The sequence below is a fragment of the Pseudomonas sp. ABFPK genome, assembly GCF_001586765.1.
Classification (GTDB): Bacteria; Pseudomonadota; Gammaproteobacteria; order Pseudomonadales; family Pseudomonadaceae; genus Aquipseudomonas; species Aquipseudomonas asiatica.
Genome location: NZ_LQXW01000023.1, coordinates 1 through 20937, shown reverse-complemented (window position 1 = coordinate 20937; position 20937 = coordinate 1). Strand labels below are relative to the sequence as shown.

At 62.9% G+C, this 20937-nt stretch carries 20 protein-coding genes; 10 read left to right on the top strand and 10 right to left on the bottom strand.

The features are described from left to right. Nucleotides 1–6 precede the first annotated feature (6 nt). The 4 genes from WM94_RS15425 to WM94_RS15410 all read right to left on the bottom strand — a co-directional run bounded on the left by WM94_RS15425 (nt 7) and on the right by WM94_RS15410 (nt 2449). Nucleotides 7–561 (bottom strand): DUF2589 domain-containing protein, encoded by a 555-nt coding sequence (locus tag WM94_RS15425; protein ID WP_061304603.1) that lies wholly within the window; start codon nt 559–561, stop codon nt 7–9. 76 nt (nt 562–637) lie between these two features. After that, nucleotides 638–1294 carry a DUF2589 domain-containing protein gene (locus WM94_RS15420; protein ID WP_061551588.1) on the bottom strand — a complete coding sequence of 219 codons (657 nt, stop codon included), beginning with the start codon at nt 1292–1294 and terminating at the stop codon, nt 638–640. Between the two features lie 64 nt (nt 1295–1358). After that, nucleotides 1359–1739, bottom strand: a complete 381-nt coding sequence (locus WM94_RS15415) for a Mor transcription activator family protein (RefSeq protein ID WP_013972914.1) — start codon at nt 1737–1739, stop codon at nt 1359–1361. A 251-nt stretch (nt 1740–1990) separates the two neighbouring features. Next, nucleotides 1991–2449 (bottom strand): hypothetical protein, encoded by a 459-nt coding sequence (locus tag WM94_RS15410; protein ID WP_044047073.1) that lies wholly within the window; start codon nt 2447–2449, stop codon nt 1991–1993. 151 nt (nt 2450–2600) lie between these two features. On the opposite strand from WM94_RS15410, the gene WM94_RS15405 reads away from it, so the two are divergent. Beyond that, the gene (locus tag WM94_RS15405; protein WP_003248064.1) at nt 2601–2789 is read left to right on the top strand and encodes a hypothetical protein; all 189 of its coding nucleotides are present in this window, start codon (nt 2601–2603) and stop codon (nt 2787–2789) included. Between the two features lie 36 nt (nt 2790–2825). Here the strand turns inward: WM94_RS15405 and WM94_RS15400 are convergent, their stop codons facing one another. Next, the gene (locus tag WM94_RS15400; protein WP_023661040.1) at nt 2826–3200 is read right to left on the bottom strand and encodes a fe2+ zn2+ uptake regulation protein; all 375 of its coding nucleotides are present in this window, start codon (nt 3198–3200) and stop codon (nt 2826–2828) included. 216 nt (nt 3201–3416) lie between these two features. On the opposite strand from WM94_RS15400, the gene WM94_RS15395 reads away from it, so the two are divergent. Beyond that, nucleotides 3417–5711, top strand: a complete 2295-nt coding sequence (locus WM94_RS15395; protein ID WP_177342401.1) for an acylase — start codon at nt 3417–3419, stop codon at nt 5709–5711. Between the two features lie 121 nt (nt 5712–5832). On the opposite strand, the gene WM94_RS15390 is transcribed toward WM94_RS15395, so the two are convergent. Both WM94_RS15390 and WM94_RS15385 read right to left on the bottom strand, forming a co-directional pair. Beyond that, nucleotides 5833–6555 carry a UDP-2,3-diacylglucosamine diphosphatase gene (locus WM94_RS15390; protein WP_061551586.1) on the bottom strand — a complete coding sequence of 241 codons (723 nt, stop codon included), beginning with the start codon at nt 6553–6555 and terminating at the stop codon, nt 5833–5835. Continuing rightward, a complete protein-coding gene (locus WM94_RS15385; protein ID WP_003259195.1) occupies nt 6552–7052 on the bottom strand; it encodes a peptidylprolyl isomerase in 501 nt (166 codons plus the stop codon). The genes WM94_RS15390 and WM94_RS15385 overlap by 4 nt, the downstream gene beginning before the upstream one ends. Before the next feature lie 247 nt (nt 7053–7299). On the opposite strand from WM94_RS15385, the gene WM94_RS15380 reads away from it, so the two are divergent. Both WM94_RS15380 and cysS read left to right on the top strand, forming a co-directional pair. Continuing rightward, on the top strand, nt 7300–9003 hold the full coding sequence (locus tag WM94_RS15380; RefSeq protein WP_039614230.1) for a glutamine--tRNA ligase/YqeY domain fusion protein: 1704 nt from the start codon (nt 7300–7302) through the stop codon (nt 9001–9003). A 9-nt stretch (nt 9004–9012) separates the two neighbouring features. After that, nucleotides 9013–10395 carry a cysteine--tRNA ligase gene (gene cysS / locus WM94_RS15375; protein WP_061551585.1) on the top strand — a complete coding sequence of 461 codons (1383 nt, stop codon included), beginning with the start codon at nt 9013–9015 and terminating at the stop codon, nt 10393–10395. A gap of 122 nt (nt 10396–10517) precedes the next feature. Here cysS and WM94_RS15370 read toward each other — a convergent pair whose 3' ends face one another. The 3 genes from WM94_RS15370 to csiR all read right to left on the bottom strand — a co-directional run bounded on the left by WM94_RS15370 (nt 10518) and on the right by csiR (nt 13463). Next, nucleotides 10518–11909, bottom strand: a complete 1392-nt coding sequence (locus WM94_RS15370; RefSeq protein ID WP_061551584.1) for a HAMP domain-containing sensor histidine kinase — start codon at nt 11907–11909, stop codon at nt 10518–10520. Beyond that, nucleotides 11887–12567: a response regulator transcription factor gene (locus WM94_RS15365; RefSeq protein WP_013972905.1), complete on the bottom strand. Its 681-nt coding sequence runs from the start codon at nt 12565–12567 to the stop codon at nt 11887–11889. The genes WM94_RS15370 and WM94_RS15365 overlap by 23 nt, the downstream gene beginning before the upstream one ends. A gap of 200 nt (nt 12568–12767) precedes the next feature. Continuing rightward, nucleotides 12768–13463 carry a DNA-binding transcriptional regulator CsiR gene (gene csiR / locus WM94_RS15360; RefSeq protein ID WP_015270630.1) on the bottom strand — a complete coding sequence of 232 codons (696 nt, stop codon included), beginning with the start codon at nt 13461–13463 and terminating at the stop codon, nt 12768–12770. 195 nt (nt 13464–13658) lie between these two features. Between csiR and glaH the strand changes: the two genes are divergently transcribed. The 6 genes from glaH to proP form a co-directional block, all read left to right on the top strand. Next, nucleotides 13659–14636, top strand: coding sequence for a glutarate dioxygenase GlaH (gene glaH / locus WM94_RS15355; RefSeq protein ID WP_013972903.1), 978 nt, complete (start codon nt 13659–13661; stop codon nt 14634–14636). 114 nt (nt 14637–14750) lie between these two features. Continuing rightward, nucleotides 14751–16013: an L-2-hydroxyglutarate oxidase gene (lhgO, locus tag WM94_RS15350; RefSeq protein ID WP_003260140.1), complete on the top strand. Its 1263-nt coding sequence runs from the start codon at nt 14751–14753 to the stop codon at nt 16011–16013. Between the two features lie 151 nt (nt 16014–16164). Continuing rightward, on the top strand, nt 16165–17556 hold the full coding sequence (gene gabP, locus WM94_RS15345; protein WP_023661037.1) for a GABA permease: 1392 nt from the start codon (nt 16165–16167) through the stop codon (nt 17554–17556). A gap of 87 nt (nt 17557–17643) precedes the next feature. After that, complete coding sequence (locus WM94_RS15340; RefSeq protein WP_015270627.1) at nt 17644–18537, top strand: PA4780 family RIO1-like protein kinase; 894 nt, start codon at nt 17644–17646, stop codon at nt 18535–18537. A gap of 279 nt (nt 18538–18816) precedes the next feature. Then, entirely contained in the window at nt 18817–19791 is a 975-nt protein-coding gene (hemB, locus tag WM94_RS15335) for a porphobilinogen synthase (protein WP_013972900.1), read from the top strand. Nucleotides 19792–19950: 159 nt separating this feature from the next. Continuing rightward, nucleotides 19951–20937: glycine betaine/L-proline transporter ProP (proP, locus tag WM94_RS15330; protein ID WP_061551583.1), on the top strand; the 987-nt coding region annotated here is incomplete at its 3' end.

Here is a 20937-nt window from a genome sequence, read left to right as displayed (position 1 = left end):
CGGCCGTCAACGGACAGTGGCCGCTTCGATGAACTCATTGGTATCGGGCGATGGCGGCGGGCTGGGGGCGCGAACCGGGATGATCAGGCTGGTGTATTCCTCGATCAACCGGTTGAGGGCTTCCGGCGGTTCGCTGGCCTGGAACTGCATGCGGATCTGCACTTCATCGGGGTCACGGCTGTCGCCCTGACGGCTTTGGCCGCCGATGGTGACCTTGAAGCTGGCCGCCTTGTTTTCGCCTGCAGTCAGCAGTGCCTGCTGTGCTTCGGTGCCTTTGACCCTTACCGAAAGGTCGACCTGCATGCGCTCGAGGGCCAGGCCTTTTGGCGACACCAGCGCGAACAGCGGTACGCGCATGATGTGCTGGCCGTCCATGGCCACTTCGACCATTTTGGCTTTCATGGGCGCGCCCAACGCTTCGGTGTCGCATTCGAAGAACTGGTCGAACAGGTCGATGTACTGCTGCGCGATCAGGCTGTTGGTAGCACTGGCGGCTTCCTGCAGGCCACGGGTGATTTCGCGCAGGTCGATGGAAGTCATGGGGGCGGGGGATTTATCCAATGCTTCGACTCCTCAGGCCAGGTGGTGCCCCCCTGTTGCTGGTCAGGGGGGGCTGTTCGGGGCAGGGAGATGCGTCTCAAGAGGTGGCGGCGGCGAGGGCCGGAGCGCCGTCGGCGGCAGGGTTCAAGGTATCGGCCTGGGAAATCAAGTCCTGGCTTTCCAGTGTGGCGGTTTTGACCACGGTCGGCTTTGTCGCGGCGTCGGTCAGGAAGTCGATCACCCGCATCATCGCTTCAGGCGGGTCCTGGCGCTTCAAGGTCGTGTTGAAGGCGTAGCGGGCGCGGGTGTCAGTCTTGCGGGTTTGCGTGGACTTGTGGCTGACGCTGCCTTTCACGTTGAGCCTGAACGGCCCCCAGCCCAGCGAACCGCTTGCCTCGGCGCTCATGTCCTTGCTGGAAACGTCTTCCGACATCTGGTTGATGACCAGCTCGAACTCGACATTACCTTCTTCGATGGAAATGTTCGGGTGGGTGATGGCTGCCACCAGCGGCACTTTCATGGTCTTGCTGACCACGCCCTTGTACTCGCCTTGTTCGTCGACGATGGTTTCGTCGTAGTCGAACTGGATGGCCACGGCCTTGCCGTCCTGGACGCACACCTGCATCAGGAAGTCGGCGTAGGATTTGCTGGCGGTGACCTGGGCCTGGACCATGGCCTGCAGTGGGCCTGCGATCATGCGGTCCATCGGCAAGGCATTGATTACGGAACCGATGAGGCTGTTATCTATCGACATTGCTGGGTTCTCTTCTGGTTGGGTTCAAAACGTGGCCGTCAGTGGTGGTGACGATGCCGAGGCGTCAGCGCGCGCAATGTTCCTGCCGGCGGATGTTGCCAATCTGGCGTAGGCTCAGGCCGTACTTGTCGGCGAGCAGGCTGCGCGACAGGCCGCTGGCGCTTTCCTTCTGGATCTGCAGGTTGCGCAACTGGCGCATGAAATGGTCAGCCTTGGGGATTTCCAGGGCGACACCGGCAAAGCGCTTGATCAGCGCGTCGAGCGCTTCGGCCGGCAGCACGTCGGCAAGCTTGGTGCGCTCGCGGTGCTTGGGGATGTACTTGGGCCTGCCGCCGTAGGCGCAGGTCAGCTGGTAGGCGTTGTCGATGCCGATGCAGTCGATCAGGGCCTGCAGCGAGTGGGGCAGTTGGCTGATATCGATGTGGCTCAAGTCTGGCGTTTGCATATGGCGCTCCTTCGGGACGGATGGGCTGTGCTACCCGATCACCAGCGGCGTTATGTCGAAGGTGTGACTGGATTTTCTGTGACAGCCGAGGCATGTCGCTAGGCGGCATATGGGTTGGGGGTTGTAGCTTCCGTGAACAGGTTTTGCAGGCAGCGATATCCGGCGTTGTAGGACATGGCTTCAACATCTGGCTGTAGCGGGTGATTTCCCATCACCTCACTTCTTGTGTTGCGCGATGGGTGTGATAACCATCAATCACACGGATAGCTGCTCAACAAGCTGGCGCTGCGCAGGTAGGCCTGAGGGGAGTCGCGCATGCCTTGTGGCAGCGTGCGCCAATCGACCAGCAGGCACAGGGCATGCAGCGGCTGCCCGTCACGCTGGCCGATGACCTGGTCGGCAAAGCTGCGGCGATACAGTGCCTGGGTCTGCTGTTGCGCTTGTACCCGGTCGGCCTGGGCCAGGGTTTGCCGGGCCAACTCTGGCAGTTGCGCCTGGGGGGCAGTGAAATGCACCGACGCACCTTTTGCCTGCAGGTAACCGGCCTGGCGCACGCGCTGCCACAGTTGTTGCCATTGGCTGGCGCCGGCGTGGGCAGCCAGTTCGCGGCCCAGTTCGAGCAGTTGCTCGGCCGAGGTCTGGCGGGTGTCCAGCGCATGAAGGGAAAAGGGGGTCAGCAATAGCGACGCGAACAGAAGGGGTTTGTACATGGTGCCTCCGGCATGGGTGCTTGGGAGCCCCATGCTTTCAGGCAGGCGCCGCCCCACCCAGCAGGAAATGCAGCGCCGGGGCCGGTGGCCGTTGTATCATTGCTGCGGCTCGTTGCGAGCCATTTGCCCCTGATGTTGCAAGGAACCTTCGATGACACACGTGCAGCGCCTCAAATATTCCCTTCTGATCATCCTGGTGGTACTGGGCCTGATGCTGGGCCTGTCCCACCTGCAGAAGCAGGGCACGATCAGTGAGCAGACCTTCCAGATGCTGGCCATCGCCATCGCCGTGGTGGTCGTGGTGATCAACGGCATCCTGCGGCGCAAGGTCAAACCCTGACTTTGGCGGGCCGGCCAGGTATGGCCGGCCATGCGCTCAGCGCAAAGGCGTTCGTTCCAGCACGGCGCGCGCCTGGGGGTCGAGGCTGTAGCATTTGTCGCTGCCCAGCTGGATGACGCCCTCGCTGCACAGCCGCTTGAGCACTTCGCGCACGCTGAGGAACGACAGCGGGATATCCAGCTGTTCCAGCTGCGCGTGCACGCCGCGCACGCCAATGCTGCGGCCATTGCGGTCGGCGGCGTGCAAGGCATCGATGACCTTGAGGCGGATCAGGCTGGTACGCAGGCCGAAACTGCGCAACAGCTCGCGGATCTGTTCGTTGCCGATGCGTTCGTCAGCAAAAACGTCCTGTTCCCTGGGCGCTTTGCCTGGGACGCGCCCAGCCTGGATCGAGGGTTGCGGGTTGTACATGTGAATGCTCCTTTTCGTGGACGAACCCGAAATTTGGGTGCCTCACTTACTAGGACGAATGAGAACGGAAAAACTGCAGCCCACTCGCAAAAAAAAATCTGGTTCTGTTCAAGACGTTCCATTGCCTTGTAATACGTAAAATTTTCATTTGGCCATTCGTCTGATCGGGATGATCCCCGAAGCCGAGGAGTGCCTGTGTTTCCACTTTCCCGTCCCATGACTTGCGCTGGCCTGGCCGCCGCACTGGTAGCCTTCAGCGTTGGCGCAGTGCCGGTGCAGTCCGCCGCAGCCGATGCCAGTGCGCAGATTCGCCGAACCACTTACGGTGTGCCGCACATCGTGGCCAAGGACGAGCGCGGCCTGGGTTATGGCATCGGCTACGCCTACGCCCAGGACAACTTGTGCCTGCTGGCCAATGAAGTGCTGACCGTGAGTGGCGAGCGCTCACGCTACTTCGGTGCCAAGGGCAAGACCCTTGAGCAGCGTGACAATCTGGCCAGCGACGTGTTCTTCACGTGGCTCAACACTCCGGCGGCAGTCGATGCGTTCTTGCAGGCGCAGCCGGCGCCTGTACGGGCGCTGCTGGCAGGCTATGCCAGCGGGTTCAACCGGGCGCTGGCCGAGCGCCGCAGCCAGGGGTTGCCCGCCGAATGTGGCACCGGCGAGTGGCTGCGGCCGATAAGCAGCGAGGACCTGGTCAGGCTGACCCGTCGGCTGCTCGCCGAAGGCGGTGTCGGGCAGTTCGTCGAAGCGCTGGCCGGGGCGCAACCGCCAACGCAGGCCAGCCAGCCGGCGCCGGCAGGGTTTGCCGCGGCGCTGGCCAGGCAACAGCGTTTTGCCACGGAGCGCGGTAGCAATGCGGTGGCTGTCGGGGCCCGGCGTTCGGCCAATGGCCGTGGTCTGTTGCTGGCCAACCCGCACTTCCCGTGGATGGGCGGCATGCGTTTCTATCAGATGCAACTGACCATTCCCGGCCAGCTCGATGTGATGGGGGCGGCATTGCCGGGCCTGCCGGTGGTCAACATCGGCTTCAACCAGCATCTGGCCTGGACGCACACCGTCGATACGTCGAATCACTTCACCCTGTACCGCCTGCAACTCGACCCCAAGGACCCGACCCGCTACCTGCTCGATGGCAAGTCGCTGCCGCTGGCCCGGCAAACCGTCAGTGTTGCGGTAAAGGCCGAGGATGGCAGCCTGAGCCAGGTGCAGCGCCAGGTCTACAGCTCGCAATTCGGCCCGGTGGTGCAATGGCCGGGGCGCCTGGACTGGGATGCACATGCTGCCTACAGCCTGCGCGACGCCAACCTTGAGAACACCCGGGTGTTGCAGCAGTGGTACCAGATCAACCATGCCGACAGCCTGGTGGCGTTGAAAGGCTCGATCGAACAGCTGCAGGGCATCCCCTGGGTCAACACACTGTCGGTGGACCAGGCTGGCAAGGCCCTGTACCTGAACCAGTCAGTGGTGCCTTATGTGGATCAGCAACTGCTGAGCACGTGCAGCAACCCGCAGGCACAAGGGCGCCTGGTAGTACTGGATGGCTCCCGCAGCGCGTGCCAGTGGAAGGTCGATGCGCAGGCCGCACAGCCGGGGATTTTCCCTGCGCGGCTTCTGCCGAGCCTGGAACGCGAAGATTTCGTGCAGAACTCCAACGACCCGGCCTGGATGGCCAACCCGGCGCAGCCGCTGACCGGTTATTCGCCGCTGGTCAGCCGCAGTGACCAGCCGCTGGGCATGCGTGGCCGCTTTGCCCTGCAACGCCTGCAGGGTACGGCCCGCCTGGGCGCTGACGACCTGCAGCGCATGGTGACCGATGACGAGGTCTACCTGGCCAGCCTGCTACTGCCTGACCTGCTGCAGTGGTGCAAGGGCGCCGACGCGGATGTGCGGGCCGTATGCAGCAGCCTGGCGGCCTGGAATGGCAAGGCTGACCTGGACAGTGGCATTGGGCTGATACATTTCCAGAACCTGTACGATGCCCTGGCCGAGCACCCGCAAAGCTGGCGGGTGGCCTTTGACCCTGCCGATCCGCAGCACACCCCGCGCGGGTTGGCAGTCGAGCAGGCGGCCGTGCGCAAGCTGTTGCATCAGGCCGCATTGGCGTCGCTCGAGCAGGTGCGTGACAGCGGTATGGCAGGGGAGGTGCGCTGGGGGCAGGTGCAACAGGCGGGCGATGGTACGCCGGTGCCGGGTGGCCCGCAGGCGTTGGGCGTGTACAACGCGATCTACAGTGTGCCGCATGGGCAGGGTAAGCGGTTGGTGGTCAGTGGTACCAGCTACCTGCAACTGGTCAGTTTTACCGACCAGGGGCCAGAGGCCCGCGGGCTGCTGGCGTTTTCCCAGTCCAGTGAAGCGGCTTCGGTGCATGCCAGTGACCAGACCAAGGCGTTTGCAGCTGGTCAACTGGCGGTGATTCCGTTTACCGAGGCGCAGATCAAGGCTGACCCGGAGTACCGGGAAGTGGTGATCAGTGAGGGGGACAAGGGGGCGGTGGTCAGCAGGCCTTGAGGCGTTAGCCTGTGCCTGCCTCTTCGCGGGTAAACCCGCTCCCACAGGTACTGCACCAGGGCTGCAAGCGGCACGATACCTGTGGGAGCGGGTTTACCCGCGAAGAAGGCGCCTTGGTCGGTCAGGAAAACTCGAACGGCGCTAGCTGAAAGCCTTGCTCGTCAACCTGCAAGGCCCAGCCACGGCGGTCCCAGTCGCCCAGCACGATACGCCGTGCCGGTTGCCCGTCGACCACCAGCTTGTGTATCGCCGGCCGATGGGTATGCCCATGCACCAAGGTACGTACAGCATGCGCTGCCATTACCTTCGGCACTTCCTCTGGCGTGACATCGACGATCTCGGTGGACTTCATCCGCGTTTGCGAGCGGCTTTCGCTGCGTAGCTTGCGTGCCAGCTTGTAGCGGGCCGACAGCGGCAGGTGCCGCAACACCCACAGGCTCAGCGGGTTGCGCAGCAAGCGGCGCATTTTCATGTAGGCCAGGTCGCGGGTGCACAAGGTATCGCCATGCATCAGCAGCACCTGCTCGCCACCCAGCTCGATCACGCTGGGGTCGTGCAGCAACGTGCAACCCGCAGCGTCGCAGAAGGCTTGGCCGATCAGGAAATCACGGTTGCCATGCATCAGATAGATGGCCGTGCCGCTGTCGCTCAGCCGACGCATGGCCTGGCAGACCGACTGCTGGAAGGGCGTCATGGCATCGTCGCCGATCCAGGCTTCGAAAAAGTCGCCAAGGATGTACAACGCCTTGGCGTGGCGGGCACGGCCATCGAGCAGATCAAGAAACGCCCGGGTAATGTCCGGGCGTTCTTCTTGCAAGTGCAGATCGGAGATCAGCAGGATCACTCAACGATCTCGGCTTTCTCGATGATCACGTCGTCCTTCGGCACGTCCTGGTGGCCAGCCTTGGAACCGGTGGCGACCTTTTCGATGGCGTCGACGATTTCACGGCCTTCGATCACTTCGCCGAATACCGCGTAGCCCCAGCCCTGAACGTTCTTGCCGCTGTGGTTGAGGAAGTCGTTGTCGGACGAGTTGATGAAGAACTGCGCCGAGGCGGAGTGCGGCTCCATGGTACGGGCCATGGCGATGCTGTACTTCTTGTTCTTCAGGCCGTTGTCGGCTTCGTTCTGGATGCTGGCGCGGGTCTTCTTCTGGCTCATGCCAGGCTCGAAGCCGCCGCCCTGGATCATGAAGCCCTTGATCACGCGGTGGAACACGGTGCCATTGTAGTGGCCGTCCTTGACGTACTGAACGAAGTTTTCGGTAGTCAGCGGCGCTTTCTCGGCGTCCAGTTGCAGGACGATGTCGCCGTGGTTGGTGCTCAGTTTGACTTTGGACATGCTGAAACTCGCTCTTTCAAGGCAATCGGAATTAGGGTGCGCAGGGCGCGGGTCATCACCTGACGCAGGATCAGGCGATCGCGACACATGGCGCGCACTGGCCATTTTGCCAGGCTGCGGCAAAAAGCCGTGATAAATCACGCCAGTTTGTCCGGGCCCGACTGTCAGCAGCTTGACTGCTTCGGCTATGATAGGCCCTTTGATTCAATCGGCCTACCCAGGCCGGACACGTGCATTCAAGGATCCTATGAGCAAGCCCACTGCCGACAACGCGCCCAACGCCGCTGCCAAAGGCGCCCCCGCTGTCCCTGCGAATTTCCTGCGGCCGATCATCCAGGCCGACCTGGACTCGGGCAAGCACAGCAGCATCGTCACCCGTTTCCCGCCGGAGCCCAATGGCTACCTGCACATCGGTCACGCCAAGTCGATCTGCGTCAACTTCGGCCTGGCCAAGGAATTCGGGGGCGTCTGCCACCTGCGTTTCGACGATACCAACCCGGCCAAGGAAGACCAGGAGTACATCGACGCCATCCAGAGCGATGTCAAGTGGCTGGGCTTCGACTGGGCCGGCGATGTGCGCTACGCCTCCGACTACTTCGACCAGTTGCACGACTGGGCGGTCGAGCTGATCAAGCGTGGCAAGGCCTACGTCTGCGACCTTACCCCCGAGCAGGCCAAGGAATACCGTGGCAACCTCAAGGAGCCGGGCAAGAACAGCCCGTTCCGCGAGCGCAGCGTTGACGAGAACCTCGACCTGTTCGCGCGCATGAAGGCCGGCGAGTTCAAGGATGGCGAGCGCGTGCTGCGGGCCAAGATCGACATGGCCTCGCCGAACATGAACCTGCGCGACCCGATCCTGTACCGTATCCGCCATGCCCACCACCACCAGACCGGTGACAAGTGGTGCATCTACCCGAACTACGACTTCACCCACGGCCAGTCGGACGCCATCGAGGGCATCACCCATTCGATCTGCACCCTGGAGTTCGAAGGCCATCGTCCGCTGTACGACTGGTTCCTCGACAACCTGCCGGTGCCAGCGCACCCGCGCCAGTACGAGTTCAGCCGCCTGAACCTGAACTACACCATCACGTCCAAGCGCAAGCTCAAGCAGCTGGTCGACGAAAAGCACGTCGAAGGCTGGGACGACCCACGCATGTCGACCCTGTCCGGCTTCCGTCGCCGTGGCTACACCCCGGCTTCGATCCGCAACTTCTGCGAAATGATCGGCACCAACCGTTCCGACGGCGTGGTCGACATGTCGATGCTCGAGTTCAGCATCCGTGACGACCTGGACCGCACCGCACCGCGCGCCATGTGCGTGCTGCGCCCGCTGAAAGTGGTCATCACTAACTATCCGGAAGGCCAGGTCGAGCAGCTCGAACTGCCGCGCCACCCCAAGGAAGACATGGGCGTGCGCGTGCTGCCGTTCGCCCGCGAGCTGTACATCGACCGTGACGACTTCATGGAAGAGCCGCCGAAGGGCTACAAGCGCCTGGAACCGGCCGGTGAAGTGCGCCTGCGCGGCAGCTACGTGATCCGCGCCGACGAGGCGATCAAGGATGCCGACGGCAACATCGTCGAGCTGCGCTGCTCGTACGACCCGGACACCCTGGGCAAGAACCCGGAAGGCCGCAAGGTCAAGGGCGTGATCCACTGGGTGCCGGCCGAGGGCAGCGTCGAGTGCGAAGTGCGCCTGTACGACCGCCTGTTCCGCTCGCCGAACCCGGAAAAGACCGAGGAGGGCGGCAGCTTCCTGGACAACATCAACCCAGGCTCGCTGCAGGTGCTCAGCGGCTGCCGCGCCGAGCCGTCGCTGGCCCAGGCGCAGCCCGAGGACCGTTTCCAGTTCGAACGCGAAGGCTACTTCTGCGCCGACCTTAAGGACAGCCAGCCGGGCCGCCCGGTGTTCAACCGCACTGTCACCCTGCGTGACTCCTGGGGCAGCTGAGGAACCGCCGTGCTTACCATCTACAACACGCTGAGCAAAACGAAGGAAACCTTCAAGCCGCTGGATGGCAACAAGGTGCGCATGTACGTGTGCGGCATGACCGTGTACGACTACTGCCACCTGGGCCATGGCCGCAGCATGGTGGCCTTCGACCTGGTCACCCGCTGGCTGCGCAAGAGCGGCTACGAGCTGACCTATGTGCGCAACATCACCGACATCGATGACAAGATCATCAACCGGGCCAACGAGAACGGCGAAAGCTTCGATGCCCTGACCGCCCGCATGATCGACGCGATGCACGAAGACGAGCGCCGCCTGAACATCCTGCCGCCGGACCAGGAGCCGCGTGCCACCGACCATATCGCCGGCATGCACGCGATGATCCAGACCCTGATCGACAAGGGTTATGCCTATGCCCCGGGCAATGGTGACGTGTACTACCGCGTCGGCAAGTTCGTCGGCTACGGCAAGCTGTCGCGCAAGAAGATCGAAGACCTGCGCATCGGTGCCCGTATCGAGGTCGACGAAGCCAAGCAGGACCCGCTGGACTTCGTGCTGTGGAAGGGCGTCAAGCCGGGCGAGCCGAGCTGGGACTCGCCATGGGGCCCGGGGCGTCCGGGCTGGCACATCGAGTGCTCGGTGATGTCCACCTGCTGCCTGGGTGAAAGCTTCGACATCCACGGCGGCGGCAGCGACCTGGAGTTCCCGCACCACGAGAACGAGATCGCCCAGAGCGAGGCGGCCACCGGCAAGCAGTACGCAAACGCCTGGATGCACTGCGGCATGATTCGTATCAATGGCGAGAAGATGTCCAAGTCGTTGAACAACTTCTTCACCATTCGCGACGTGCTCGAGAAGTATCACCCGGAAGTGGTGCGCTACCTGCTGGTGGCCAGCCACTACCGCAGTGCGATCAACTACTCGGAAGACAGCCTGCGCGATGCCAAGGGCGCGCTGGAGCGCTTCTACCACGCCCTGCGTGGCTTGCCACGGGTAGCGGCCAAGGGTGGCGAAGAGTTTGTCGAGCGCTTCAGCGTGGCCATGAACGACGACTTCGGCACCCCCGAAGCCTGCGCCGTGCTGTTCGACCTGGTACGCGAGATCAACCGCCTGCGCGAAAGCGACGTGGAGGCTGCTGCCGGCTTGGCCGGTCGCCTGCGCGAGCTGGGTGATGTGCTGGGTGTGCTGCAGCTGGAAGCCGATGACTTCCTGCGTGCCGGTGCCGAAGGCAAGGTGGATGCCGCTGAGGTCGAGGGCTTGATCCAGGCGCGCCTGCAGGCGCGTGCGGACAAGAATTGGGCCGAGTCCGACCGCATTCGCGACCAGCTGACCGCCATGGGTGTGGTGCTGGAAGACAGCAAGGGTGGGACTACCTGGCGTCTGGCCGACTGATCGGTGCAGTTGGGGCTGCTTTGCAGCCCATTCGCAGCCCAAGGCTGCTCCTACAAAGGGAACGCGTATCCTTGTAGGAGCAGCCTTGTGCTGCGAATGGGCCGCATGGCGGCCCCCGGCCTTTACTTGACCAGGCCCGCAAGAGGGCAGTGCAACACCAACCTGGCCCCACCCAGCTCGCTTTCCCCCACCTCCAGCCCGAACCCATGCAGGTCGACGATCGCCGCAACGATCGACAACCCCAGCCCGAATCCCGCATGGCGGTGGCCTTCATCGCTACGGTAGAAGCGCTTCAGCACTGCCGCCCGTTCCTCTTCCGGAATACCCGGCCCGCTGTCCTCGATGGCCAGGTGCAGGCCGTTGTCGTCCTGCGTCGCCGTTATCCGCACCAGCCCACCCTCGGGCGTGAACTTGATGCCGTTGCCCACCAGGTTGGCCAGTGCCTCGAACAGCAGTTCGCGGTCACCATGCAATGCCGGCAGTTCGGCCGGCTGCTGAAGTTCCAGGCGGATGCCGCCATCTTCTGCCAACGGCAGGTAGAAGTCGTGCAGCTCGACCAGCAACTCGTGCGGGTCAAGCTGGACGAAACCGGCCCGCCGCTGGCGGTCTTCCAGTTCGCTGATGCGCAACAATCCGCGAAAACGCGCCATCAGGGTGTCGGTTTCGCTGATGGCCTGGTCCAGTGCCTCGGCCTGGGTGGAGTCAGCGTCACTTTGCTGGCGAATGCGGTACAGCTGGGCGCGCAGGCGCGTGAGCGGGGTGCGCAGGTCGTGGGCGATGTTGTCACACACGCCCTTGACCTCGTGCATCAGCCGCTCGATGCGGTCGAGCATGGCGTTGACGATGGCTGCCAGCATGTCCAGCTCGTCGCGCCGGGCCGACAGCGGCAGGCGGTGGGTAAGGTCACCGGCGACGATCAGTTCGGCCTGGGCCTGGATCGCGCGGATGCGCTTGAGTGGGCGACGCCTCAGCAGGTACCAACCGGCAAAGCCCGGGATCAGGGTCAGCGATATCCCCCAAAGCAGGGCATGCAGGATGATCCGGGTGACCACGAACAGCGAGCCGTTGTCGCGCACCAGCACCAGCCAGCGGCCATCCTGCACCTTGATCGCCACCGCGTCGCAGCTGTCACGCGGCATGTGCGGGTCGTCGGCGTCCAGGCAGCGCTTGAGTTCGTGAACCTTGCCGTCCAGCCCCAGCTCTGGCGGGATGGCGCGAATGCGCCCGCCGATCGGGTTGAGCTGGTTGTCGAACAGGCCGTAGGCGTCGAAGCTGCGTTCCTCGAAGGCCTGGCTGGCGACCAGGGCGTCGTCCAGCTGTTTGCCGCTCATGTGCGCGAACAGGTGCTGGCGCTGCAGCATCGAATGGCGGGTGAGTTTGTTCAGGTAGCTGGACACCTCGAAGTACAGCACCCCCATGAGGATGCTGCTCCAGGCCACGAACAGAAAGCTGTACAGCGCCAGCAGGCGGCTGGTCGAGGAGCTCCAGCCCTTAGACGGGTTCAGCAATGGCATAGCCGGAGCCCCGTACCGTACGGATCAGCGGCGACTGGCCGGGCGAGTCGATTTTCTTGCGCAGGCGACCGATGTGTACGTCGATCAGGTTGGTGCCTGGGTCGAAGTGGTAGCCCCAGACTTCCTCGAAAATCATCATCCGTGTGATCACCTGGCCGCTATGGCGCATCAGGTACTCCAGCAGCTTGTACTCGGTGGGCAGCAGGTTGAGGGTCTGTTCGCCACGGCGGGCTTCGTGGCTGATCAGGTCCAGTTGCAGGTCGGCGACCTGCAGGCGGGTCTGGGTCATGGGTACGCTGTTGCGGCGCAGCAGCACTTCGACCCGCGCGGCCATCTCGTCGGAGGCGAACGGTTTGGTCAGGTAGTCGTCACCCCCGGCACGCAGGCCGCGCACCCGCTCGTCGACGTCGGAGAGGGCGCTGATCATCAGGATGGGCGTGGCAATCTTGAGGTTGCGCAGCGTGGTGACGATGGTCAGGCCATCGACCTCGGGCAGCATGCGGTCCAGAGTGATCAGGTCGTAGCCGCCGGCAATGGCCTTGGCCAGGCCTTCACGGCCATTGTCGGCCCAATCCACCTCAAGGCCGTGGCTGGTAAGTTCGGCGACGATTTCCTGGCCGGTGACGGCGTCGTCTTCGATGGTCAGTACGCGAGGCATGCTGGTTCCCGGGCATCTAATGGAGACTTGATTGTGCCAAAGAATAGCCAAACGGCGATTTAAGAAAAATTCATCTGGCGTGTTTTGCCTGCACTGGCCTCTTCGCGGGTAAACCCGCTCCCACAGGTGCAGCGTCACCCCCAAGGGCGGTGACATCCCTGTGGGAGCGGGTTTACCCGCGAAGCAGGCGCCGCGGTCTTTCAACGTGCGCCAATACCCTCGGCATGCATGATCTGCGCAATGATCGGCACCGGAGTCATCAGGTGCGAGCGCATCATGGCGCTGGCGCGTTTGGCGTCCCGGGCCAGAATCACTTCCACCAGAGCCGCATGCTCCTGGCGCTTGAGCTCGAGGGCCTGTTCGGAAAACACCGTCTGGGTCAGCCACAGGTGCCGGTAGCGCTCGGCCTGGTCGAACAGGTAAGTGCGCGCCTGCAGCAGGTGCTTGGAGCCGCAGCCCGAGGCAATGGCCGTGTGGAATGCCTTGTGCCGTTCGTCCCACACATCCAGGCGCTGTTCGCGGGTCTTCACTTCCACCACCTTGGCCAGGGTATGCGAGTGGGCCAGTACCGACGCCTCCCAGGCGTCGTCGCCACGCTCGATGGCCAGGGTGATGATCATCGCCTCCAGGTTGGCGCGGGCATCGTAGATGTCGTTCATCTCGTCCAGCGACATGGGCGCCACACGGTAGCCCTTCTGGCTGATCGCGTTGACCAGGTGCTCGGCCACCAACTGCGACAGTGCTTCGCGCAGCGGGCCCACGCCCAGGTCGTAGCGCTCCTTCAGGGTGCTCATCAGCAGCTTTTCGCCGGGTTTGAACACGCCGCGGATGATGTCCTTCTTGAGCCTCTCATACCCGCTGAATGCTGAGTTTTGTCGGGGGGCGAGCGCTTCCAAGGTCCTGTTCCTCAAACGGTTTTGACGATCATACCGAAAGCGTTCGCCGGCGAAAAACAATGGACAAAAATGCATTCTGTCTTTGAAAAATAAAAATGTAGACATTTTGCGTTTATGGCGATAATTTTAGCTCGCCCGCACTGATCCAGGTCATGACCGGACGGCGCTACTCATTTTTTCTGCCAGGACACTGCCATGAACGCTTTTACGCAGATCGACGAACTTGTGATGCCACTGCCGCTCGAGCCGCGTGGTTACACCATCGCCCCTTCGAAACAGTCGCCGCGCCTGCTTGAGCTGACCTTTGCCCGCGAAACGGTCGAAGCGTTCGTCCAGGCTGTTGCCCAGTGGCCGGTGCAGGCGCTGGAGTACAAGTCGTTCCTGCGCTTCCGGGTTGGCGAGATCCTCGACGAGCTGTGCCAGGGCACCCTGCGGCCGGTGCTGCTCAATACCATCCTCAACCGCGCCAGCGGCGGCATGCTGATCACCCCGGTCGGCCTGGATGACGTGAGCCAGGCCGAGGACATGGTCAAGTTCACCACCGCCTGCGCACACCTGATCGGCCGCTCCAACTACGACGCCATGAGCGGCCAGTTCTATGCCCGCTTCGTGGTGGTCAACACCGACAACTCCGACAGCTACCTGCGCCAGCCGCACCGGGTCATGGAGCTGCACAACGACGGCACCTTCGTCAACCAGATCACCGACTATGTGCTGATGCTGAAGATTGACGAAAAGAACATGGAAGGCGGCAACTCGCTGCTGCTGCACCTGGACGACTGGGAGCAGTGCGACGAATTCTTCCGCCACCCGCTGGCCCGTCGCGAAATGCGCTGGACCGCACCGCCGAGCAAGAAGGTGTCCGAAGATGTGTTCCACTCGGTATTCGACACCGATGCCGAAGGCCGCCCGACCATGCGCTACATCGACCAGTTCGTGCAGCCGGAAAACTACGAGGAGGGCATCTGGCTGAACGCCTTGTCCGAATCGCTGGAAGGCAGCGAGAAGAAGCTTTCGGTACCGGTCGGTGTGGGTAGCTTCCTGCTGATCAACAACCTGTTCTGGCTGCATGGCCGCGACCGCTTCACGCCGCACGAAGGCCTGCGCCGCGAGCTGATGCGCCAGCGCGGTTACGTGGCCTTCCCCAAACCGCTGTACCAGCGCGGGCAATAATGACAGGGCGCGGGGCGGGCGCCCGCCCACGCGTCTTTGCACAAAACGATGCCACCAGGGCCCGCGCGGGCCTTGGTGAGCCAGTCAGGCAATGCCTGCGTGTGAGGTAAGGCTGTGTACGATTTCATCATCATTGGCGGTGGCATTGTGGGCATGTCCACGGCCATGCACCTGATCAAGGTCTACCCGGATGCGAAGATTCTCCTGCTGGAGAAAGAGTCCGGCCCGGCCCGCCACCAGACCGGCCACAACAGCGGCGTGATCCACGCCGGCGTGTATTACACCCCCGGCAGCCTCAAGGCGCGCTTCTGCCTGGAAGGCAACAAGGCCACCAAGGCTTTCTGCACCCAGCACGGTATCCGCTTCGATGAATGCGGCAAGCTGCTGGTGGCTACCAACGACCTGGAAATGCAGCGCATGAAGGCGCTGTGGGAGCGCACCGCGGCCAATGGCCTGGAGCGCTACTGGCTTTCGGCGGCCGAACTGCGCGAGCGCGAGCCCAATATCGTTGGCATGGGCGGCATCTTCGTGCCCTCCAGCGGTATCGTCAATTACGCCGAAGTGACTGCGGCCATGGGCGCCGAGTTCCAGCGCGCCGGCGGTGAGATCCGCTATGGCGCCGAGGTGGTCGGCCTGCAGGAGCTGGCCAGCGAAGTGGTCGTGCGCACGCGTGGCGACCATCATGACGATGAGTTGCGCAGCCGTTTCCTGGTGACCTGCTCGGGCCTGATGGCCGACCGCGTGGTGAGCATGCTGGGCCTGCGGACCGAGTTCGTCATCTGCCCGTTCCGTGGCGAGTACTACCTGCTGCCCAAGCAGCACAACCAGATCGTCAACCACCTGATCTACCCGATTCCCGACCCGTCCATGCCGTTCCTGGGTGTGCACCTGACTCGCATGATCGACGGCACCGTGACCGTTGGCCCCAATGCCGTGCTGGCAATGAAGCGCGAGGGCTACCGCAAGCGCGATGTCAGCCCAGCCGACCTGTTCCAGACCCTGACCACCCCCGGCATCCTCAAGGTGCTGGCGAAGAACTTCCGCCCAGGCCTTATCGAGATGAAGAACTCGCTGTTCAAGGGTGGCTACCTCAAGCAGGTCCAAAAATACTGCCCGAGCATCACCAAGGCCGACCTCACGCCTTATCCGGCCGGTGTGCGTGCCCAGGCCGTATCGCGTGACGGCAAGCTGATCGACGACTTCCTGTTCGTCAACACCGCTCGCAGCGTCAACGTGTGCAACGCACCGTCGCCGGCCGCCACCTCCGCCATCCCGATCGGCGCATACATCGTCGACAAGGTATGCGAGCAGGTCGGTCGCCAGGGCGGCAGTTTCCCCAAGGCCGACCTGGCGCCTCGTCAGCGGGCTGCCGGCTGACCTACCGGTAATACGCCCTGCGGTTTCGTTTTCCTCAACCCGTACTGCCCTACTCACCATCTGGGGCAGGGCGGGCTTTTTCGCGCCTGCGTCGGTGACGTGCAAGCCGGCGGCCCCAGCGTGGGCATGACAAAAACAACAAGGTAGCGCCATGCAAACCCACAAGAACAATTTGAGTCACGGATTGAAATCCCGGCATGTCACCATGCTGTCCATTGCCGGCGTGATCGGTGCCGGCCTGTTCGTCGGCTCCGGCCGTGCGATTGCCGAGGCAGGGCCCGCCACCATCCTGGCTTATATCCTGGCCGGCGCGCTGGTGGTGCTGGTGATGCGCATGCTGGCCGAAATGGCCGTTGCTTCACCGGACACCGGTTCGTTCTCTACCTATGCCGACCTCGCCATCGGCAAGTGGGCCGGCTACACCATCGGCTGGCTGTATTGGTGGTTCTGGGTACTGATCATCCCCATCGAGGCCAATATCGCCGCCACCATCATCAATTCCTGGGTCCCGCAGCTGGAGATCTGGGTCTTGTCGTTGGTGATTACCCTGTTGCTGACCGCCACCAACCTGTTCAGCGTGAAGAACTACGGTGAGTTCGAGTTCTGGCTGGCGTTGGTCAAGGTGGTGGCCATTGTCGGCTTCATCGCGCTGGGGGTATGCGCCATCTTCGGCTTGCTACCAGGCTCCGGTGTCAGCGGCGTGTCCCGCCTGTGGGACAGTGGCGGCTTCATGCCCAACGGTTTTGGTGCGGTGCTGAGCGCCATGCTGATTACCATGTTCTCGTTCCTCGGCGCCGAAGTGGTGACCATTGCCGCAGCCGAATCGGATGAAGCGGGCAAGCATATTTCCAAGGCCACCAACTCGGTGATCTGGCGGATCACGCTGTTCTATATCCTGTCGATCTTCATCGTCATCGCGCTGGTGCCGTGGACTGACCCGCGCCTGGCCACCGAAGGGTCCTATGTCACGGTGCTGGACACCCTGGGCGTGCCGAATGCCAAGGCCATCATCGACTTCGTGGTGCTGACGTCGGTGACCAGTTGCCTCAACTCGTCGCTGTATACCGCTTCGCGCATGGTCTACTCGCTGAGCCGCCGCGGTGATGCGCCGGCCTGTGCCCAGGTGACCAGTCGCAGCGGCACCCCCGTGGTGGCTGTGCTGCTGTCCACAGGCGCAGCTTTCCTGGCGGTGATTGCCAATTACCTGGTCCCGGCCAAGGTGTTCGGCTTCCTCATGGCAAGCTCCGGCGCCATTGCCCTGCTGGTGTACCTGGTGATCGCCGTTTCCCAGCTGCGCCTGCGTCAGCGCCTGACTGCACAGGGCAAGACGTTGGGCTACCGCATGTGGCTGTTCCCATGGCTGACCTGGGGCGTGATCCTGTTCATCAGCGGCGTGCTGGTACTGATGCTGTTCCGCCCGGATCACCGTCTGGAAGTAGTATCGACCATGGTGCTGGCGGTACTGGTGGTGTGTTCGGGCCTTCTGGTCACACGGCGCCGGGCGCGCGAGGCGGTGGTTGGCAGCGTAGGGCAGGGCGCTTGAGTCGCCCGGCCTGAAGACAGACGAGCAAGTCGCATCAGGCTGTGAGAGGATGTCCGCCATCACAGCCAGGACCCCGAACGCAGCCTGATGAAGACACCCAAAAGAATCGAACCCCTGATCGAAGACGGCCTGGTCGACGAAGTACTGCGGCCGTTGATGAGTGGCAAGGAAGCCGCCGTGTATGTGGTGCGCTGTGGCAGCCAGGTGCGCTGCGCCAAGGTTTATAAAGAAGCCAACAAGCGCAGTTTCCGCCAGGCTGCCGAGTACCAGGAGGGCCGCAAGGTTCGCAACAGCCGTCAGGCCCGGGCCATGGCCAAGGGCAGCAAGTACGGCCGCAAGGAAGCCGAAGACGCCTGGCAGAACGCCGAAGTGGCGGCGCTGTTCCGCCTGGCCGGCGCTGGCGTGAGGGTTCCCAGGCCCTACGATTTCCAGGACGGCGTGCTGTTGATGGAGCTGGTGACTGATGCCGACGGTGACGCGGCCCCGCGCCTGAACGACGTTCACCTCGAAGCCGAGGAAGCCCGGGCGTACCATGCCTTTGTCATTCGCCAGATCGTGCTGATGCTGTGTGCCGGGCTGGTGCACGGCGACCTGTCGGAGTTCAACGTGCTGCTTGGCCCGGACGGGCCGGTGATCATCGACTTGCCGCAAGCGGTGGATGCAGCGGCCAACAACCATGCCTTCAGCATGCTGCAGCGCGATGTGGCCAACATGGCCCATTATTTCGGGCGCTTTGCGCCGGAGCTGAAAAGTACCCGGTATGCGCAGGAAATGTGGGCCTTGTACGAGGCGGGCGAACTGCGCCCGGACAGCCCGCTGACGGGGTTGTTCGAGGATGACGAGCAGGCGGCTGACGTGGCCGGTGTGATGCGCGAAATCGATGCCGCCCGGCTGGATGATGCGCGCCGGCGCGCCGCGCGGGCCGAGGCTGAGCATGGGGCGGCCAGGGCAGAGGAGCCTGCGCCGCCCTGGCTGCAGTAAAATGTTGCCTTGAGGGCTGTACAGTTCTCTGTAGGAGCAGCCTTGTGCTGCGAAGAGGCCTGCAAGGCAACACATCACCTTCGGCTGTAATGGCCCCTTCGCAGCACAAGGCTGCTCCTACAGGACCTGCGCATGCCTTGAGGCAAGGCCAGGGCTTGCCAGCGATAGGGCCATTGCAGGCTTGTTGCTGTTGACGCAAGACAATATCTCGTCATCCGGCCTTTTCACTGGCGCGCGACAGGCATAAGGTATACGCCGTTCAAATTCCCTGGAGCTGTCATGTCCAACCAATTCCCGTCCGTTCGTCCACGCCGCCTGCGCCAGAACGAGTCCCTGCGCACGATCTTCCAGGAAACCGAGTTCCGCCTTGAAGACCTGATCCTGCCGATCTTCGTCGAAGAGGGTATCGATGACTTCGTGCCGATCACCAGCATGCCGGGCGTCAACCGCATTCCCGAGAAGCTGCTGGCCCAGGAAATCGAGCGCTATGCCCGCGCTGGTATCAAGTCGGTGATGACCTTTGGCGTTTCGCACAACCTGGACGCCGTCGGCAGCGACACCTGGAACGAAAACGGCCTGGTCGCGCGCATGTCACGCATCTGCAAGGACACCGTGCCGGAAATGGTGGTGATGTCCGACACCTGCTTCTGCGAATACACCAGCCACGGCCACTGCGGCGTACTGCACGACCACGGTGTGGACAACGACGCCACCCTGGCCAACCTGGGCAAGCAGGCGGTCATCGCCGCTGCTGCAGGTGCCGATTTCATTGCCCCGTCGGCGGCGATGGACGGCCAGGTCCAGGCCATCCGCAGCGCGCTGGATGGTGCCGGCTTCCACGACACCGCGATCATGGCCTATTCCACCAAGTTCGCCTCGTCGCTGTATGGCCCGTTCCGTGAAGCCGGTGGTACCGCGCTGAAGGGCGACCGCAAGAGCTACCAGATGAACCCGATGAACCGCCGCGAAGCCGTGCGCGAGTCGCTGCTCGACGAGCAGGAAGGCGCCGATGTACTGATGGTCAAGCCGGCCGGTGCCTACCTCGACGTGATCGCCGATATCCGTGCAGCCTCGCGCCTGCCGCTGGCGGCGTACCAGGTGAGCGGCGAGTACGCGATGATCAAGTTCGGTGGCCTGGCTGGCGCCATCGATGAAGGCCGGGTGGTGCGTGAAAGCATTGGCGCGATCAAGCGTGCCGGTGCCGACCTGATCCTCACCTACTTCGCCATGGACCTGGCCCGCGAAGGCATCTGACCGCGAGCCGTTGCCCATGCAAGCCGCTGCCATCGCAGCGGCTTTTCTTTGCCTGCGCCGCAACCGGTGAGGAAAAATACAAAAAACCCGTAAGCGCTGAATTATTTAGTGTCCCGTCGTATCTCATCCCTTAGAGCATTCATCGACAGGGATACGGACATGAAACCTCGCAAGAAAAGCATCCAGCCAATCGGCCTGAAGGACATCACCATCGTCGACGACGGCAAGATGCGCAAGGCAATCACCGCGGCGGCACTGGGCAATGCCATGGAGTGGTTCGACTTCGGCGTCTACGGCTTCGTCGCCTACGCCCTGGGCAAGGTTTTCTTCCCCAATGCCGACCCAAGCGTGCAGATGATCGCGGCGTTGGCCACGTTCTCGGTGCCGTTTCTGATCAGGCCTCTGGGCGGGCTGTTCTTCGGTGCCTTGGGCGACCGGTTCGGGCGGCAGAAAATCCTCGCTGCGACCATCGTGATCATGTCGCTCAGCACCTTTGCCATCGGCCTGATACCGTCCTATGCCAGCATCGGTATCTGGGCGCCGATCCTGTTGCTGCTGGCCAAGATGGCCCAGGGCTTCTCGGTGGGGGGCGAGTACACCGGCGCGTCGATCTTCGTCGCCGAATATGCCCCGGACCGAAAACGGGGGTTTCTCGGCAGTTGGCTAGACTTCGGCTCGATTGCCGGGTTCGTGCTGGGTGCCGGTGTGGTGGTGTTGATCTCTACGGTGCTGGGTGAGGAAAAGTTCCTCGAATGGGGTTGGCGCCTGCCGTTCTTCCTCGCCTTGCCGCTGGGCATCATCGGCCTGTACCTGCGCCATGCCCTGGAGGAAACGCCGGCTTTCCAGCAGCATGTCGACAAACTGGAGCAGGGCGACCGCGAAGGCCTGGCATCCGGGCCCAAGGTGTCCTTCAAGGAGGTCGCCACCCAACACTGGCGCAGCCTGGTGACCTGTATCGGTGTAGTGATCGCCACCAACGTCACCTACTACATGCTGCTCACGTACATGCCCAGCTACCTGTCGCACAACCTGCACTACAGCGAAGACCATGGCGTGCTGATCATCATCGCGATCATGGTCGGCATGCTGTTCGTGCAACCGATGATCGGGCTGCTCAGTGACAAGTTCGGCCGCCGACCGTTCATC